At 37.2% G+C, this 17,775-nt stretch carries 17 protein-coding genes; 13 read left to right on the top strand and 4 right to left on the bottom strand.

Annotated features, from left to right (window positions below; all coding sequences use genetic code 11):
* Window positions 1–45 precede the first annotated feature (45 nt).
* Genes BCI01S_RS05090 through BCI01S_RS05065 form a run of 6 tightly spaced genes read left to right on the top strand, consistent with a single transcriptional unit; the run spans window position 46 to window position 6,283 of the window.
* On the top strand, window positions 46–1,167 hold the full coding sequence (locus BCI01S_RS05090; protein WP_172885254.1) for a glycoside hydrolase family 88/105 protein: 1,122 nt from the start codon (window positions 46–48) through the stop codon (window positions 1,165–1,167).
* Window positions 1,168–1,179: 12 nt separating this feature from the next.
* Window positions 1,180–2,511: a glycoside hydrolase family 28 protein gene (locus tag BCI01S_RS05085; RefSeq protein ID WP_061796996.1), complete on the top strand. Its 1,332-nt coding sequence runs from the start codon at window positions 1,180–1,182 to the stop codon at window positions 2,509–2,511.
* Complete coding sequence (locus tag BCI01S_RS05080; RefSeq protein WP_061796992.1) at window positions 2,512–3,408, top strand: dienelactone hydrolase family protein; 897 nt, start codon at window positions 2,512–2,514, stop codon at window positions 3,406–3,408.
* Window positions 3,378–4,265 (top strand): pectinesterase family protein, encoded by an 888-nt coding sequence (locus BCI01S_RS05075; protein ID WP_213087962.1) that lies wholly within the window; start codon window positions 3,378–3,380, stop codon window positions 4,263–4,265. The genes BCI01S_RS05080 and BCI01S_RS05075 overlap by 31 nt, the downstream gene beginning before the upstream one ends.
* A 25-nt stretch (window positions 4,266–4,290) precedes the next feature.
* Window positions 4,291–4,758, top strand: coding sequence for a DUF4064 domain-containing protein (locus BCI01S_RS05070; protein ID WP_061796987.1), 468 nt, complete (start codon window positions 4,291–4,293; stop codon window positions 4,756–4,758).
* The gene (locus BCI01S_RS05065; protein WP_061796983.1) at window positions 4,715–6,283 is read left to right on the top strand and encodes a glycoside hydrolase family 43 protein; all 1,569 of its coding nucleotides are present in this window, start codon (window positions 4,715–4,717) and stop codon (window positions 6,281–6,283) included. The genes BCI01S_RS05070 and BCI01S_RS05065 overlap by 44 nt, the downstream gene beginning before the upstream one ends.
* A 197-nt stretch (window positions 6,284–6,480) precedes the next feature.
* Here BCI01S_RS05065 and BCI01S_RS05060 read toward each other — a convergent pair whose 3' ends face one another.
* From BCI01S_RS05060 to BCI01S_RS05050, 3 genes are read right to left on the bottom strand one after another with little or no spacing between them, the layout of a single operon-like run.
* On the bottom strand, window positions 6,481–7,353 hold the full coding sequence (locus BCI01S_RS05060) for a glycine betaine ABC transporter substrate-binding protein (protein ID WP_047940880.1): 873 nt from the start codon (window positions 7,351–7,353) through the stop codon (window positions 6,481–6,483).
* A 48-nt stretch (window positions 7,354–7,401) separates the two neighbouring features.
* Entirely contained in the window at window positions 7,402–8,232 is an 831-nt protein-coding gene (locus BCI01S_RS05055; protein ID WP_061796980.1) for an ABC transporter permease, read from the bottom strand.
* Window positions 8,229–9,425 carry a quaternary amine ABC transporter ATP-binding protein gene (locus BCI01S_RS05050; RefSeq protein ID WP_061796978.1) on the bottom strand — a complete coding sequence of 399 codons (1,197 nt, stop codon included), beginning with the start codon at window positions 9,423–9,425 and terminating at the stop codon, window positions 8,229–8,231. The genes BCI01S_RS05055 and BCI01S_RS05050 overlap by 4 nt, the downstream gene beginning before the upstream one ends.
* A gap of 615 nt (window positions 9,426–10,040) precedes the next feature.
* Here BCI01S_RS05050 and BCI01S_RS05045 point away from each other — a divergent pair.
* The gene (locus tag BCI01S_RS05045; protein ID WP_061796976.1) at window positions 10,041–11,123 is read left to right on the top strand and encodes an NAD(P)/FAD-dependent oxidoreductase; all 1,083 of its coding nucleotides are present in this window, start codon (window positions 10,041–10,043) and stop codon (window positions 11,121–11,123) included.
* Window positions 11,124–11,320: 197 nt separating this feature from the next.
* Here the strand turns inward: BCI01S_RS05045 and BCI01S_RS05040 are convergent, their stop codons facing one another.
* Window positions 11,321–12,118: a hypothetical protein gene (locus BCI01S_RS05040; protein WP_061796974.1), complete on the bottom strand. Its 798-nt coding sequence runs from the start codon at window positions 12,116–12,118 to the stop codon at window positions 11,321–11,323.
* A 483-nt stretch (window positions 12,119–12,601) separates the two neighbouring features.
* Between BCI01S_RS05040 and BCI01S_RS05035 the strand changes: the two genes are divergently transcribed.
* The 6 genes from BCI01S_RS05035 to BCI01S_RS05010 all read left to right on the top strand — a co-directional run bounded on the left by BCI01S_RS05035 (window position 12,602) and on the right by BCI01S_RS05010 (window position 17,766).
* Entirely contained in the window at window positions 12,602–13,774 is a 1,173-nt protein-coding gene (locus tag BCI01S_RS05035) for an ABC transporter substrate-binding protein (protein ID WP_047940875.1), read from the top strand.
* A 179-nt stretch (window positions 13,775–13,953) separates the two neighbouring features.
* Window positions 13,954–14,829, top strand: a complete 876-nt coding sequence (locus tag BCI01S_RS05030) for a branched-chain amino acid ABC transporter permease (RefSeq protein ID WP_047940874.1) — start codon at window positions 13,954–13,956, stop codon at window positions 14,827–14,829.
* Window positions 14,830–14,841: 12 nt separating this feature from the next.
* Window positions 14,842–15,777 carry a branched-chain amino acid ABC transporter permease gene (locus tag BCI01S_RS05025; RefSeq protein WP_047940873.1) on the top strand — a complete coding sequence of 312 codons (936 nt, stop codon included), beginning with the start codon at window positions 14,842–14,844 and terminating at the stop codon, window positions 15,775–15,777.
* Window positions 15,770–16,552: an ABC transporter ATP-binding protein gene (locus BCI01S_RS05020; RefSeq protein WP_047940872.1), complete on the top strand. Its 783-nt coding sequence runs from the start codon at window positions 15,770–15,772 to the stop codon at window positions 16,550–16,552. The genes BCI01S_RS05025 and BCI01S_RS05020 overlap by 8 nt, the downstream gene beginning before the upstream one ends.
* Entirely contained in the window at window positions 16,552–17,259 is a 708-nt protein-coding gene (locus BCI01S_RS05015) for an ABC transporter ATP-binding protein (protein WP_061796971.1), read from the top strand. Before BCI01S_RS05020 ends, BCI01S_RS05015 begins: the two co-directional genes overlap by 1 nt.
* Before the next feature lie 180 nt (window positions 17,260–17,439).
* Window positions 17,440–17,766: an MGMT family protein gene (locus BCI01S_RS05010; RefSeq protein WP_047940870.1), complete on the top strand. Its 327-nt coding sequence runs from the start codon at window positions 17,440–17,442 to the stop codon at window positions 17,764–17,766.
* Window positions 17,767–17,775: the final 9 nt, after the last annotated feature.

Below are 17,775 nucleotides of genomic sequence, written 5' to 3'. Positions count from 1 at the left end.
GAAGAGGCTTTATAAAGAATCTAAATAGGATGGGAGAATATAAGAATGGCAGAAATGAGTTGGTCAGAGAGAACAGCACAATCCATTATGGAAAGACTTCCACGATTATATGAAGATAGAGGCTATAACGGAAAATGGTCTTATGATTATGGAGTTGTTTTAAAAGGGTTTGAAAACCTTTGGAAACGAACAGGCAAGGAGAAATATTTGCATTTTATAAAAGAAAATCTCGATTATTTTGTTCAACCGGATGGAACGATTAAAGGATATGAAGTATCAGAATTTAATATTGACCATATTAACAATGGAAAATTACTATTTCAACTTTTTAAACAAACGGGAGAGGAAAAGTATCGGCAAGCAGCCGATTTATTGAAATCCCAATTAGAGCTGCATCCAAGAACATCAGAAGGTGTTTTTTGGCATAAGCAAATTTATCCGTATCAGATTTGGCTGGATGGCTTATATATGGGGGCGCCATTCTATGCGCAATATCAAATGGAATATCGAGATGGAGAAGGTCTTGACGATATACTTCACCAATTCAAAATCAGTTATCAACACTTATTAGATGAAAAGACAGGGCTTCTTTATCATGCATGGGATGAGAAGAAAGTCCAGCCATGGGCTAATAAAGAGACAGGACTATCAGAGAATTTTTGGGGAAGAGCCATGGGATGGTATGTCATGGCATTAGTAGATACATTAGAAATTATTCCAAAGGATACACCTGATCGCCCTTTTTTAGAAAAAATTCTTAAGAATACATTGGCAGCATTACTAAACTATCAGGATAAGGAAAAGGGTGTTTGGTATCAGGTAGTCGATAAGCAAGGGGAAAAGGGAAATTATTTGGAGGCGTCTGCAAGCAGTATGTACGTATGTTCTATTGCAAAAGGGATACGCCTTGGAGTTCTAGAAAAACAAGAATGGCTGCATCCGTTAAAGAAAGGCTATCAAGGATTATTAGATGAATTTGTTTTGCTGACAAAAGAGGGATGGGTCAATTTAAATAAAAATTGTCAGGTAGCAGGACTTGGCGGAGCTGACAAACGAGACGGAACTTATACCTATTATATTAGTGAACCAATTATTTGCAATGACCAAAAAGGCTTAGGGGCCTTTTTACAGGCATTAGTGGAAGTGGAGGAAGTTATTAACGAATAAGGAGATTATAAAATGAGCGATTATATTATCACTGAATTCGGTGCAGAGAATGATGGGAGTATATGTACAGAGTCGATTCAGAAGGCGATAGATAAGGCATATGAAAATGGAGGAGGCAGAATTGTTATCCCGCCAGGTGAGTTTCTGACAGGTGCGCTTTTTTTAAAGGATCATATTGAACTTCATTTAGCCGCAGGAGCAGTATTGAAATTCTCTGATCAGCAAGCGGACTATTTCGTTGTTACATCTAGATGGGAAGGTGTCGCTAGAGAAGTATATGCTTCATGCTTATACGCAGAAAATAGCCGGCATATTGCGATTACTGGCTTTGGAACCATTGACGGAAATGGAGAGAAATGGTGGCATCTTTTTCGAAATGAGCGAGAGAAGCTGCTTTATCCGCGGCCAAAATTGATTAGCCTAGATGGTTGTGAAAACGTATCGATTAAAGATGTGACCTTAATAAATTCTCCAAGTTGGACGGTTAACCCCATATGCAGTAACAACATTACGATCGATAATATAAAAATCCATAATCCGCAAGATTCACCAAATACAGATGGCATTGATCCAGAATCCTGCATGAATGTTAGAATCAGTAATTGTCATATTGATGTAGGGGACGATTGTATTGCGATTAAGGCAGGAACAGAGGATACGGCAGAGCGAGTAGCTTGTGAAAATATAACGATTACAAATTGTACCATGGTTCATGGACATGGAGGAGTAGTGCTTGGCAGTGAGATGAGCGGTAATATCCGAAATGTCACCATTAGTAACTGTGTCTTTCAAGATACAGATCGTGGCATTCGGCTGAAGTCTAGACGAGGGCGTGGAGGAGTCGTTGAAGATATTCGTGTAAGTAATATCGTAATGGAAGGTGTAATTTGTCCGTTCATTTTAAATTTATATTATTTCTGTGGTCCTAAAGGAAAGGAAAAATACGTATGGGATAAAAATCCTTACCCAGTAACTAATGAGACTCCGATGTTTAGGCGCATTCATTTTGCCAATATAACGGCTAGGAATGTTCATGCTGCAGCCGGATTCATATACGGTTTAGCCGAGCAATATATATCAGAACTAACTTTTAATCAAGTGGATATTTCATTGGCGGTAGATGCGATTCCTGGAAAACCAGCAATGATGGCAGGCATAGAAGATATGAATAACCGGGGCTTTTATGTAGGCTTTGCAAAGGATATTTTATTTAACCGGGTGACGATTGAAAACCATGAAGGTCCAGCTTTTTTTCTAGAAAATTGTGAGGATATCGAGTTAATAAACTGTAAGTCTAAAAATACAAAGAAGGAAGAAGCGCTTTTAAAGGAAGTGAAGGCATAAGTGGAAAAACAGCGAAAAAGGCTAATCGAGTTATTAGGGGATTATCCACATGCAAAGGATAGGAAGGTGCAGCTAATAAGGAGAGAAGAGAAGGATAACTATGTATTAGAAAGCCTCATGCTGCAATTAAATGAGGAGGAATCCGTACCCGCTTATGTTGCTAAACCTCTAAACAAGGAAGGTCCACTGCCTATCGTCCTTTTTAATCATTCACATGGAGGGAATTTCGATCAAGGAAAAGAAGAGCTGTTAATAAGTAACAGTTATTTACAATCTCCCTCTTTTGTCGAGGCTATAACGACTTTAGGATATGCCGTTGGATCCATTGATATGTGGGGATTTAATGAGCGGAAAGGTAAATTAGAGAGTGAATTAGTTAAAGAAATGTTATTAGATGGAAGATCGCTATGGGGGATGCGGATCTTTGATAATATTGCTTTTCTAGATTATCTTGTAGACCGGCCAGATATCGACCAAAACAGAGTAGCGACGATTGGAATGTCAATGGGAGGCCTTATGAGCTGGTGGATGGCAGCACTAGATGAGCGTATAAAAGTAACCGTAGATATAGCCGCACAGGTACATATAGAAACATTAAGGCAGAAACGGGGGCTAGATCATCATGGTTTTTATTATTATGTGCCAGGCTTTTTAAAGCAGTTTTCTACTTTAGCTGTACAATCGTTAATTGTCCCAAGACCGCGCTTGAGTCTTGTTGGAAAAGATGACCGCATGTGTCCGCTGGAAGGCGTAATGCTGCTAGATGAGGAATTAGGAAAAATATATGGAAAATATGATGCAAAAAATCAGTGGAACAGCCAAATTGTAACTGGCGGTCATCAAGAGACAAAGGAAATGAGAAAGCAATGGGAAAACTTTTTGCAGAAGCATTTATGAAAAATGAACTTCAATTTGTCATTGGGAAAGGCAATGATTGTGATTTTACGAGTATTCAAGAAGCCATTATGCATTGTTCCAATATCGAGAGACCTGTTACATTCATCATCCTAGGTGGAGATTACTATGAAAATATCCTTCTTTATCAATCAAATCGCAAGTTGTTTGGAATAGGGACGGTCAGAATTATTGGAAATAAATATGCACGGCAATTGGATGAGTTTGGTTGTGAAATTGGTACTTTTCAAACAGCGACTCTTTTTATCAATGGAGAGAATATCTGGATAGAAAATATCGAAATCATAAATAATTCGGGGCCGGGAGAAATAGTGGGGCAAGCAGTTGCTTTATATAATGAAGGAAACAAAGTTAGCTTTAAAAATTGTTCCATAAAAGGGTACCAAGATACCGTTTGTCTCGGTCCATTGCCAGATGTACAAAAGGATGGAACTCCTTTTACAACTCCAGAAATAAAAAATAATTTTCAGAACAATATAACAACCTTTATCCATTGTTCTATTGAAGGAACCGTTGATTATATATTTGGTGGAGGAGAAGCAAAGTTTGAAGAATGTGAATTGAAATCTCTTAAACGGCCTAACAACCTGCCAGGATATATTACGGCAGCAAGTACTGCAACCGGGAAAAATGGCTTCCTATTTTCTTGTTGCTATTTAACAGCAGATAAGGATGTAACAAATGTCTTTTTAGGGCGGCCGTGGAGACCATACGCCAATGTAACCTTTTCTCAATGTAGAATAGGGACTCATATTCACTCGGATAAATGGGACGATTGGGGAAAGAAGGAGAATCGAGAAACAGTAACATTTCGGGAAATAGAAAATTACTACAGGTAGAGACTAGGAGAAGGGAACGAGGGAAATGAAACGGAAATGGGAAGTAATAATTGGGATGGCAGGAATGGTGTTATGTGTCCTATTTCTAGGAGGATTTTCACTAACAATGACCTCTATGGATACAGAAACATATAAAGAAACAGTGTTTCCTATTCTGCAGGAAGGTGTCTCTTTCGGTGAGATGCAGGATAGTTTAGAAGCCATGAATGTCTTAGCTATATGGTTCGGTATTACACTAGTACTTGTCCTAGCATTTGTTATAGTTGCGACAGCTTTCATCTGGAGAAATCGACATCCGAGATGGGCTGGAGTACTCTATCTCGTTGCTGGATTTTCAACATTGATAGGTACCCAGTTTATTGCTTTTCCTATCGCCTTTCTCTTTTTTTTAGCAGGAACGTTATGTTTGTTGCGAAAAGGAGTTAATGTGAGTCAGAAAGGAGAAGGTTATGTATCGAACCACTATAAAAAATCCTATTTTACGGGGGTTTAATCCAGATCCCAATATTTTAAGAGTAGATGACACTTATTATATTGCTGTTTCCTCTTTTGAATGGCTGCCAGGAGTACGAATCTATCAGTCTAATGATTTAGTAAATTGGGAACACGAAACAGATATTATTACGAATCAAGTTGATTTAAGAGGCAATCCACAAAATGGAAGCATATGGGCTCCGCAAATTAGTTATTCAGAGGGGCTGTTCTACCTAATTTATACAGATGTTAAAAGTACAAAAAGACCATTTAAGGATTGTCATAACTATTTGATTACCGCGCCAAATATAAATGGTCCTTGGTCAAGTCCTGTATATCTAAACAGCAGTGGATTTGACCCATCCTTATTTCATGATAAAGATGGACGTAAATGGCTGTTAAATGAAATTTGGGATTATCGCATGATAACAGGAAATAAATCAGCAGGTATTGTCATGCAGGAATATGATGCTAAGAATCAAACGCTGATTGGACCTGTTTATAAACTATTTGATGGGACAGAATTAGCTAAAACGGAAGCTCCTCATCTCTATTACTATGGAGACTATTACTACTTAATAACGGCAGAAGGAGGGACTGGGAAAGGGCATTCAGTAACTGTCTGCCGCTCAAAGGTAATAACAGGACCCTATGAATTAGATCCAGAATATCCTATGCTTACAGCAAGTGATAAACCTGAGTCATCGCTCCAATGTTCAGGACATGGAAGTATCGTGCAGACGTCCCTTGGAAATTGGTATATGGTTTATTTATGTACTAGACCATTACAAAATAAAGCCGCGATACTAGGAAGAGAAACAGCGATAGAAGAGGTTTATTGGACAGAGGACGGCTGGCTTCGCCTTTCATCTGGTACAAATGGACCCAGCTTGTTGACTGAAATTGTTACGCGCGAACAAGTAATTTTTCAAAACAATACTGATTTCGAGGATGACTTTACAGGCCCTTTAAAAAAAGAGTGGAATACTTTACGTATTTTAGCAGATGACTCTTGGTGTGATTTAACAAGTAGATCTAATTATTTACGTATGTTTGCAGGGGAATCCATTCAGTCCTTGTTCGAGCATCATATTCTTGCCATTCGTCAAAAAGACTTTCACTTTCAGGCCGAAACAAGCGTAGAATTTCACCCTACTACCTTTAATCAAATGGCTGGTCTCATGCTTTATTTAAATGATAGCAATTATCTATATGCTTACGTGACATTTGATGAAGAAAGAGGCCGAGTTCTTCGCTTTATGCGTTGCGAAAATGGACAATTTCAACTAGATCCGGCCATCATAACTATTACTGCAGGAGAAGTGCAGCTAAAGGTTAGTGGAAACGGAGCGAGAGGAAACTTTTACTTTCGTTCAGATGAAGAACATTCTTGGCGAGAAGTAACCAGCAGCCAAGACCTCCTATTTTTGGCAGGGGGATTTACCGGAAATTTCATTGGGATAGCAGTCCACGATATGGATAAAAAAGCAAGTACATACGCTGATTTTGCATACTTCCGTTATGAGGGATTAGATAGTAATTGATTGGATCTACTTCTGTCATTTCCCATAGGAATGTAATAACGAAGCGGATCGGTGCTAGCGCTGTGGATAGCAATTACCATCAATCCTCTTTCCAAAAAAAAACCCTGGACAATTATATGAAGATCGCATAAGAATCTCCATATAATTGTCCAGGGCTTATATTGGTTGGAATACTTGTGTCCCAACCGCTTCATCATTTATTTCCCTAACATAGCATTCACCTTATCTTGATTATTATCGATCCATTCCTGTGCAACTTCTTCCTCATTAGCTCCATCTTCGATTTTAACAATCATTTCTTCAATATCTTCAACAGGCATGCTCCAGTTGCTTAGGAATTCATGAACCTCAGGGGATTTTTCCTTTAGACCATTATTTACAACTACGTGAACTTCTGATGTCTTAAAGAAACCTTTTGGATCTTCCAATACTTTTAAATCATAATCAACAAACATTGGATGTGGGCGCCATCCTAAGAAAAGGACAGGATCGCCACTTTTGATAAACTTAGAGGCTTGTGCCAGCATGCCACCTTCACTAGAAGCAACATATTCTAAATCTAATCCATATTCTTCAATCATTTCCTTAGAAGTGACGGTCATTCCGGCACCTTCTTCAATACCGTACACTTTTCCGCCAAAGAGATTTTCTTTTCCTTTTAAATCTTCGATACTGTCAATGCCCTCTATGTTAGAGGGAATGACCCAGCCAAGCTCCCCTTCTTTATAGCTGACTGCTAAGTCTTCTAATTGATTTTTGTATCGATTCATATAATTTGCATGCATATCAGGCAGCCAAGCATCCATAAATACATCTAAGTCACCGCGGGAAAGTCCTGTATAAACGCCGCCTGCATCTGCATTTTTCTCCTTAACCGTATAGCCCATATCTTCTAATAATAGTTTAGCAACTTTTGTTGGCGGGATGGTACTAGTCCAAGGAGTAACACCGAAAGTAACAGTTTTAGAATCTCCTGACTCGCTACCTCCTGTATTTTGGTTTTGGGAGGAACAGCCAATTAAAAGAGTGAATAGTAATAACATCAAAAAGCTAAGTTTTAATTTTTTCATAAATTCGTATACTTCCTTTCTCCTGTTAATTTGGTAGATTGTTTGTTTTTATGCTTTTTTTCCTAATCCCTGTGTTATTCGATCCAGGATGATGGCGAGAACAACAATCCCAAGTCCACCGGTAAGACCTAATCCAACATTTACACTAGAGATACCGGATAAAACAGTGCTTCCTAGTCCAGGAGAACCAATCATAGATGCAATAACAGCCATGGATAATGCCAACATAATAGTTTGGTTAATTCCAGCCATAATGGTTGGAATAGCATTAGGTAACTGAACTTTTACGAGCAGCTGCCAAGAAGTAGAACCAAAAGCTTTAGCAGCTTCTACGATATCAGCGGGAACTTGTTTAATGGCCAAGCTTGTCATACGGACTGCTGGTGGAGTAGCGAAAACGAAGGTAGAGATAACAGCTGGAACTTCTCCTAAACCAAAGAGTAGAATAGCAGGGATTAAATACACAAAACTAGGTAGTGTTTGCATGAAATCAAGTAATGGTCGGATAATATGATCCAATGTTCGATTTTTAGCAGTGAATATTCCTAAGGGAACCCCAACAACAATGGAGAAAAAGGTTGCTACAATAACAATAGATAGAGTTTGCATAGCACCTGTCCATAGACCTACCGAACCTAAGTAAAGAGCACCAATAATGGTAAAAAGAGCTATTCCTTTTCCCGCAAGGCGCCAAGCTAAAAGTGCTAAAAGGATTGCTATTACTTCAGCAGGGATAAAGGTGAATAAATTGGTGACAGCATTTATAAATATGCTTAACACTCCGCTGAAGGAGTTGAAAAAGTCACCTAAAACCGGCAGCAGCCAATTGTCTACAAATTGATTTGTCCATTTTTCTAATGGAAAGAAGAAGTAGTTCATATGATAGCCTCCTTTTGTTCTTTTCCGAGAATTAGTCCAGACAATATAGAGACTCGAACGATGATTCCTAACAATCTATTATTTTCTGTAACGGCAATAGGGAATTTTGATTCTGCCGCAACTCCAATTAAATCATTTAATGGGGTATCGTATGTAGTAGAATGGAAGTCGTGTTCTAATACGTCTTCAACCCACTTATTTTCCTTATAGGCATTAATGGCAGCATCAATAGTAAGAATGCCTTTTAGCTGTTTATCCTTATCTACTACGAAGATACTGGATAGACCGGCTTCTTCCATTTTTCTTACGGCCATCCTTGGACCATCTTTCCAAGTGGTAATAAGATCGGGCTGTTTCATAATTTGACCAGCAACTAACACTTTCGAACGATCAACATCTTCTACAAATGTCGATACATAGTCATTCGCTGGATTTTCCAAAATTTCTTCAGCTGTCCCTAACTGTACAATCGAGCCATTTTTCATGATGGCAATACGATCACCGAGCTTAAGAGCCTCATCTAAGTCGTGAGTGATAAAAATAATTGTTTTTCCTAGCTTGTTTTGTAAACGGATAAGTTCATCTTGCATTTCTTTGCGAATAAGTGGATCTAAGGCACTGAATGCTTCATCCATTAGAAGAATATCGCTATCATTTGCTAATGCTCTAGCAAGACCTACCCTTTGCTGCATCCCGCCGCTAAGTTGATGAGGGAAACTTGCCTCATAGCCTTTTAGGCCAACATCATGAATGGCTTTAATAGCCTTTTTTGAACGATCACTCTTCGGATGTCCTTGGATTTCTAAACCATATTCAACATTTTCTTGCACAGTTCGATTTGGAAATAACGCAAAATTCTGAAAAACCATGCTGAGCTTTTTACGTCGTATATCAATAAGTTCCTTTTTATTCATGGTAGTAATGTTTTTCCCGTCAATTAGCACTTCACCTGAAGTTGGCTCAATCAGTCGGTTAATAAGACGTATAAGAGTAGATTTTCCACTGCCGGATAATCCCATTATGACAAAGAATTCTCCTTGTTTTACTTGGAAAGAGGCATTATCAACACCAATTGTCATTCCAGTTTCTTTCAGTATTTTTGTTTTATCTTCGCCAGCCTGTAGTCTTTTCAGCCCTTCTTTTGGGTTTCCCCCAAATATTTTTGTAAGATTTTTAATTTCAATTTTAGGCATTAATCACTTCTCCTTCTTTTTTATTTAGGAGAATTTCCGAATATGGATAAATAAATAGGAAATAAAAAATAAAACCGATTATTTTTAGAGGAATAGTAGGAATTAAGCGAGTGTTATGGCAATACATTTAGTGGAACTTTGGGTAAAAATTAGTTTGATATAGTATTACTTGCTTGTTGTTACTCCCAGTATGGCAATGGGACTTATCCATATCCTTCTCCTGTAGAGTCCTTCTTATTATATAAAACAAATAATAGGCAGTGCAAACGTGAAAATATAGCATATCCTGTTTATATCGTTCGTAAAGTTTTTTCTGATTAAATTAAATATACTGAATACTTATAAATACTACCTTATTCACTAAATAACTCTAGATTCTGACTTTTAGTTTATAAAAAGCAAGTACGATCTAAAACGGGCAGTTACTTCTATATTCTAAGTAAAGAGATTGTTTTATTTCACAAAATGTTGTTTAAAAGTTACTAGATAGGATTGAAAAAATTCCAAAAACAAGGTAGTATGTAAATGAGAATGATAATCAATTTAACTAATAAACTGAATGAGTTAATCATATATAGATAGTATAAAACTTTCAATATAGGAGTGAGCGGGTTAATGGATCATACAGAACTATTCGATGTGACGATAATTGGCGGCGGGCCAGCAGGTCTATATTCTGCTTTTTATAGTGGGCTTAGAGAAATGAAGACAAAAGTTATTGAATTTTTACCACAGTTAGGCGGAAAGCTGCATTTATATCCAGAGAAAATGATCTGGGATGTTGGCGGCATCACTCCAATGCCAGGGGAAAGGTTGAGAGAACAGCTTGTCCAACAGGGACTGACCTTTAACCCAGAAGTAGTGACAAATACGAAGATTCATTCTATCTCCAAAAATGAGGAAGGAATTTTCTTGCTGGAAACAGACTCAGGAGAAGTTCATTATTCCAAAACAGTCATTGTGGCGGTAGGAAGCGGAATCGTCACTCCGCAAAAATTAAAAATTGAAGGTGCCGAAAGATTCGAAGTGGCAAACCTAAACTATACGGTAAAATCCTTAATGCATTTTAGAGATAAAGTAGTTGTTCTTTCTGGAGGCGGAAACTCTGCCGTGGATTGGGCTCTTGAACTAGAGCCGATAGCTAAGAAGGTGTATTTAACATGTAGAAAAGATACACTTGCTGGTCATGAGGCAAAAGCGAGAGAATTGCTAGAAAGCAATGTAGAGTGTTTGTTCCATACCTCTATTACTAAACTGATTGCGAATGAAAATCATGATCGTATTGATTCTGTTGAATTAACGAATACACAATCAGAAGAGGTAAAGACTTTAAAAGTAGATGAAGTAGTTATCAATCATGGCTATGAAATGGATTCGTCGCTTTTAAAAAATAGTAAATTAAAAATTGACATGCTTGAAGATTTCTACATAGCAGGTAATGCTAATAGTGAGACATCTGTGCCAGGAATATTTGCTGCTGGAGATATTCTAAAGCATGAAGGTAAAGTCCATTTAATTGCCGGTGCTTTTCAAGACGCAGCTAATGCAGTCAATAAAGCTAAATTATATATTCAGCCAGAGGCAAGTAATAGCGCAATGGTCTCTTCACATAATGAACTATTTGAAGAGAAGAATAAAGAATTAATTAAAAATATGATTCAATGCGATGATTGTTCAGTAATGAAAATACGAGCTTGATTTCAATTGATTGCTACTTGGTCCACATTTTTATTGCATAGTCAAAAGATCTATTGGAGAAGACGGATTTCCGCTTATCCAATAGATCTTTTTTGTTAGATGGGAAAAGTAGCAAGCTTTGGCTGGTTTCTCAATTTTGGCTGAAAAGCATCAAGTTTTGACTGGAACCCAGTGATTTTCACTAAAAGTAATACGAATTATTCTGTTGAGACAGTCATCATTAAAGCATTTATTGGTACTTCTCCCGTTTCTATAGTATAAACAATATTTCCTTCTTCCCATCTCGCCATATACTCTACTTTATCAGCATTTTCCGGATAATTTACTTCTATTCTTCCATTTTCCTGTGGGACGGGCAGAGCATTTTCCTCCAAAAAGTCCACCATTTTTCTTGCGATATCAGTAGTGTCTAACTTATCAGCAGAAATTGATTTAATTTGTAACACCCATCGTCCCTCTTTCCAAAGTAAATACGAACTTCCCGCTGCTCCTTCCTTCATTCCAGTAATTTGATGTCCCAAATCTACCTTCATTTCATCTGGTATTGAATCTAATGAAACCTCGGGAAAAAGCTTCTCTTGTTTGTTTTTATCATGGGATGTTTCTGCTTTAAAAGTAGCAAGCAAATTATCATTTGTATCTAAAGATTCATCATTGATGGAGACAGGTTCTTGCGTTCGATAGAATGATATAGAATATTGGTCTGTTTCATTTTTATTAATTTTAGCTCCCATATATTCAGAATCAGTGATCGGAAATTTCATCGGTAATTTATTATCTTGCATCTTGAGCATAGAGCGAATTTCTTTCATCTGTTCATTGTTTGATGGGGATTTCTCCATATTTTGTTCCTTTTCCGTATTAGCTTTAGCTTGTCCAGCTGCGTCTGCTTTCTCCGCTGTCGACAGATTTGATTGACTTTCGGCTGATCCATTGGAGCAGCCGCTTGCAATAAGTGAAAAGATAAAGAGTGAAGAAAATAGAAATTTTTTCATACATCGTACTCCTTTCTATGCCTTATTAATACTGTATATTCCCTAAAATAAGAAAAAAATGAGTTATATTAAAAATTTAAAAAATTTATGAATAAATTTTCAGGGTGGAAAGTCGCGTTTGTGTAAGAAAAAGTAACTTATATTCATGGTGAATATTGATGAATTGTTAAGTATACATGGAATCCAAATTATTATGGTAAAAAAACTAACAAAAAGAAGATGATTTATTTTATTCCTAATAGAATTGTTAGAAAAAATTTGAAATTTATTCCTTTAAATGTTATAAATGATAACATTATGGTGAAGTTTGTCGGGTATTGATTATTTTTGTCTAGTTCGTTATGATTAATTTCGCAATATAAAAATGATTCGAATAGTCTGACTAGTCAAATTATGATTCGGTAAGCACTTATATTTAATATGTAGTGTCATTTTCTTCCTATTGTCAGAATAATCAAACAAAGTAAAAAGAGGAGAATTAGTATGAAGAAAAAATTAAGTCTTTTAATAACAGCTTCTACATTGGCTGCTGGAATATTGGCTGGGTGTAGTGCTGGTGGTAAAAATGCATCAAAAGAGGATGAATTTAAGGTTGGAGTAAATCTGGAGCTTTCTGGAGCTGTTGCATCATATGGACAATCATTAGAAAGCGGTATTGATTTAGCTATTAAAGAGATTAATGCAGATGGTGGAATAGATGGCAAGAAAATAGTTCCTGTTAAGGTAGATAATAAATCTGATTTAACGGAGGCAACTAATGGTGCATTGAAGCTAATCGACCAAGATAAGGTTTCAGCAATTATAGGTGCGGCTACGAGTGGTGATACAGTAGCACAAGTGCAAATAGCCAATGATAAGCAAACAGTCTTATTAACTCCGTCGGGTACAGCACCAAACGTTACGGTTAATGAGGATGGAAAGCTAAATGAGTATGCATTCCGTACATCCTTTATTGATCCTTTCCAAGGAAATGTGGCTGCAAATTTTGCTATTAATGATTTGAAAATCAAAAATGCTGCCATTTATGCTGATAGTGCAAGTGATTATGCAAAAGGATTAGCTGCAGCATTTAAAGAGACATTTACAGCTGCTGGTGGAAAAATAGTATCAGAAGAATCTTATGTTGCAAAAGATACAGATTTTAGCGCGACATTAACGAGAATTAAAGGGAAGAATCCAGAGTTTGTGTTTATTCCTGGCTATTATGAAGAAGTTGGCTTAATTATTAAGCAAGCGCGCGAAATGGGTATAACAGCTCCTTTTATGGGTGCTGATGGCTGGGATTCTCCAAAATTAATTGATTTAGCAGGAGCAAAGAACTTAAATAATACGTTTATTACAAACCACTATTCTTCGGAAGATCCAGATGAGAAAATTCAAAAGTTTGTTTCAGCATTTAAGGACGAATACGGAAAAAGCCCAGATGCATTTAATGCTTTAGGTTATGATTCTGTTTATCTATTAAAAGATGCTGCTGAAAGAGCAGGAAGTACTGATTCGGATAAGATTAAAGAAGAATTGGCAAAAACAAAAGATTTATCGTTGATCACTGGGATAGTGACAATCGATGAAAATCATAACCCAATCAAATCAGCAACAGTTTTAGAATATCAAGATGGAAAACAAGTATTTAAAACAAAGGTTGATCCAAAATAAGACTTGGTGGATGGGGAGGGAGAGCCTCCCTATTTTCCATGGAAAGAAAATTAGAGATAAAAGAATGATAGAGATAGAGAGTATGAACAAAAACGTTTTTTATAAGAATTAATTAGCAGTAGGCTATGTGAAAAGTTATTGCATTGACGCATGCTTAGCAAAAGGGAGTGAATAAATAGATGGAATGGATACAACAGCTAGTTAACGGCATTTCCTTGGGAAGTATATATGCTCTTATCGCCTTAGGATATACGATGGTATATGGAATCATTAAACTTATTAACTTTGCTCATGGCGATGTATTTATGGTTGGAGCATTTATTGGCTTTTATGCTATTACTGGTTGGGGACTTAGTTTTTTTCCAGCTTTGATTGTTTCCATGATTGCTTGTGCTATCTTTGGGATTATCATTGAAAGAATTGCATATAAACGGTTGAGAAATGCGACAAGAATCGCTGCCCTAATTACAGCAATCGGGGTTTCTTTATTAATCGAGTATGTTTTTATTTATTTTAGAGGTGCGGGCTTAGAAACCTATCCAAGCGTTTTGCCAACAAAGACATTTGATGTGTTTGGTGCACAAATTACAAGTAAGTCCCTAATTATTTTAGGAACGTCGGTTGGATTAATGTTGATTTTGCAATTTATCGTTCATAAAACGAAGACAGGAAAAGCAATGCGGGCGGTTTCTCATGATATAGACGCTGCAAGATTAATGGGGATTAATGTAGACCGGACTATTTCCGCTACTTTTGCCATTGGTTCTGCTTTAGCGGGAGCAGCAGGCGTTATTTTCGGCGCTTATTACACAAAAATTGAACCACTAATGGGAGTTATTCCAGGATTAAAGGCATTCGTTGCAGCTGTTTTAGGGGGAATAGGAATTATTCCAGGAGCGATGATTGGCGGACTTATCTTAGGGGTAGTTGAGACGGTTGTTAGTGCTTTAGGTTTTTCTTTATGGAGAGATGCTGCGGCTTTTATTATTTTAATTTTGATTCTTATCTTTAAACCATCAGGTATTCTTGGTAAGAATACAAAAGAGAAAGTGTAGGTGACTGGAAGGATGAAAAAATCAAAAGCTTTTTGGATATTCCTTATACTGTCCGCACTTATTTACGGCGTAATTCAGTTCCTGATGACTGGCGGCTGGATTGACACTTTATACAGCAATATGATTATTTTAATGGCTATCAATATTATGCTGGCAGTTAGCTTGCATCTTGTCATAGGAATTACCGGACAATTTTCAATTGGTCATGCTGGCTTTTTGGCGGTAGGGGCATACGTATCAGCAATTGCAACGATGAAGTTTCAAATGCCTTTTCCAATTGCTATTTTAGCTGGTGGAATTGTTGCCGCACTAGCTGGACTGTTAGTTGGAATTCCAACCTTGCGATTAAGAGGCGATTATTTAGCCATTGCCACATTAGGATTTGCAGAAATTATTCGGATTTTCTTCTTAAATATCGATTATGTCGGTGGGGCAGCGGGAATGCAGATTACTCATTTGACTACTTGGACAAGTACGTTTATTTGTTTATTTATTACTATTCTAGTCATTGTTAATTTTACTAATTCAAGACATGGCCGTGCAGCCATTGCAATTAGGGAAAATGAAATTGCGGCAGATGCAATGGGAATTAACACAACTTATTATAAGGTTGCCGCTTTTGCACTAGGGTCTTTATTCGCTGGGGTAGCCGGTGCGCTTCAAGCTCATAACTTTTATATTATTAACCCAACTAACTTTGGATTTTTAAAGTCCTTTGATATTTTGATTTACGTGGTCCTTGGAGGATTAGGGAGTTTATCAGGATCTGTTATTGCAGCAAGCTTCTTGACCATTATTTCTACTTATCTTCAAGATTATCCAGAAACGAGAATGATTATATATAGCCTTGTTTTAGTAATCGTCATGCTCTATCGTCCAAAAGGATTAATGGGAACAAAGGAAATTACAGATTTGTTTAAACGCAAAGGAGGTAATTCCAATGACTAAGCAGGAACCTTTATTGCAAATGAAAAATGTAGGTATTTCTTTTGGAGGCTTAAAAGCAGTGTCCGCGATTGATGTAGAGCTCAATCAAGGAGAGTTAATTGGACTAATAGGTCCGAATGGAGCGGGGAAAACGACTACCTTCAACATGTTAACTGGTGTATATGCGCCAACAGAAGGAGAAATTCTTTTTGACGGAAAAAGTTTAAAGGGGTTGCAGCCTTTTCAGGTAACACGTAGAGGGATTAGTAGAACCTTTCAAAATATACGTTTATTTGAAGAACTATCTGTTTTAGATAATGTAAAGGTAGCTTACCATTCTTTGGCTAAGCACTCTATGCTAAGCAGTATTTTGCGGTTCCCTTCCCACTTTAAAGGGGAGAAGGAGATGGAGGAAAAATCAATAGAGTTTCTTAAGATTTTTCAACTCGACCGTTATATGAAGGAAAAAGCGAAAAATCTCCCGTACGGTCAGCAGCGCCGTTTAGAGATAGCAAGAGCTTTAGCGGCGGGTCCTAAATTGTTGCTATTGGATGAACCTGCTGCAGGGATGAATCCTCAGGAAACACATGAACTGATGGAATTGATTGCCTTTATTCGCAAAAAGTTTCAGCTGACCATTTTACTTATAGAGCATGATATGCCTCTTGTTATGGGGATTTGTGAGCGGATTTATGTTTTGGATCATGGGCAATTAATTGCAGAGGGAACACCTGAAGTGATTAGAAATCATCCAAAAGTAATCGAAGCTTATTTAGGAGAGGAGGTTGCTGAATAATGCTTCATATAAAGGATCTAAATGTATACTATGGAAATATTCAGGCATTAAAAGGAGTAACGCTTGATATTAAGGAAGGAGAAATAGTAACGCTTATTGGTGCGAATGGTGCGGGGAAAAGTACATTATTAAAGACATTATCCGGTCTAATCAAGCCCAAAAAGGGTTCTATAGAATATTTAGGCAAGTCTATTGCAGGAAAGCCTGCACAATCGATTGTAAAGGCAGGTATGTCACATGTTCCAGAGGGAAGACGTGTTTTTTCTAATATGACTGTGGAGGAAAATCTTGAACTAGGTGCCTTTTTACGAAAAGATAAACAGGAAATTCAAAAGAATTTACAAAAGGTTTATGAGATTTTTCCGCGGTTATTTGAAAGAAAAAAACAATTAGCTGGTACTTTATCTGGTGGAGAACAACAAATGCTGGCAATGGGAAGAGCTATAATGGCAAAACCGAAATTGCTTCTTTTAGATGAACCCTCCATGGGATTAGCACCGATTATTGTTCGTACCATCTTTCAGGTTATTCAAGAAATTAATGAAGAAGGAACGACGGTTTTATTAGTGGAGCAAAATGCCCATATGGCATTATCGATTGCACATAGAGGATATGTCATTGAAACAGGAAAAGTGGTTTTATCAGGATCTGCACAAGAATTACAGGAAAGTGATGAATTAAAGCAGGCTTATTTGGGTGGGCATTAATAGTAGATTTGGAAGAACTGGTTATTCACTGGAATAACAGTTCTTTTTTATTTCTTGAAGAATCTCCCGGTTGAATTAACATTTCATCGATTTCTCTCTTGCTCTATCATAAATGACAGATACGCTTTTTAAGTGGAAAAGAATTTTGTTAGAATAGTAGTAAATATAGGAGGATAGATGATGAACCCTTTTACAAAAAAAGCAGTGGAGATTATTACAGATATTCCAGAAGGAAAAGTAATGACCTATGGACAAATAGCTGCTGTGGCTGGAAGCCCTCGGGCAGCAAGACAAGTTGTTAGAGTTCTTCATACCTTATCAGAAAAATACCAACTTCCTTGGCATAGAGTGCTTAATAGTAAAGGCTGTATTGGATTAAGCGGTGAACATGGCCAGCTTCAAAGAAGATTGCTAGAAGCAGAGGGAATTGTATTTCAGCAAAACGGATCGCTTAATTTAAGAGAATATGGATATGAACCGCTGAATTTTATCGATGAACAGATTTAATAGTTGTAG

The sequence above is a fragment of the Niallia circulans NBRC 13626 genome (assembly GCF_001591585.1).
Taxonomy (GTDB): domain Bacteria; phylum Bacillota; class Bacilli; order Bacillales; family Cytobacillaceae; genus Niallia; species Niallia circulans.
This window is presented reverse-complemented; position numbering and strand designations above follow the sequence as displayed.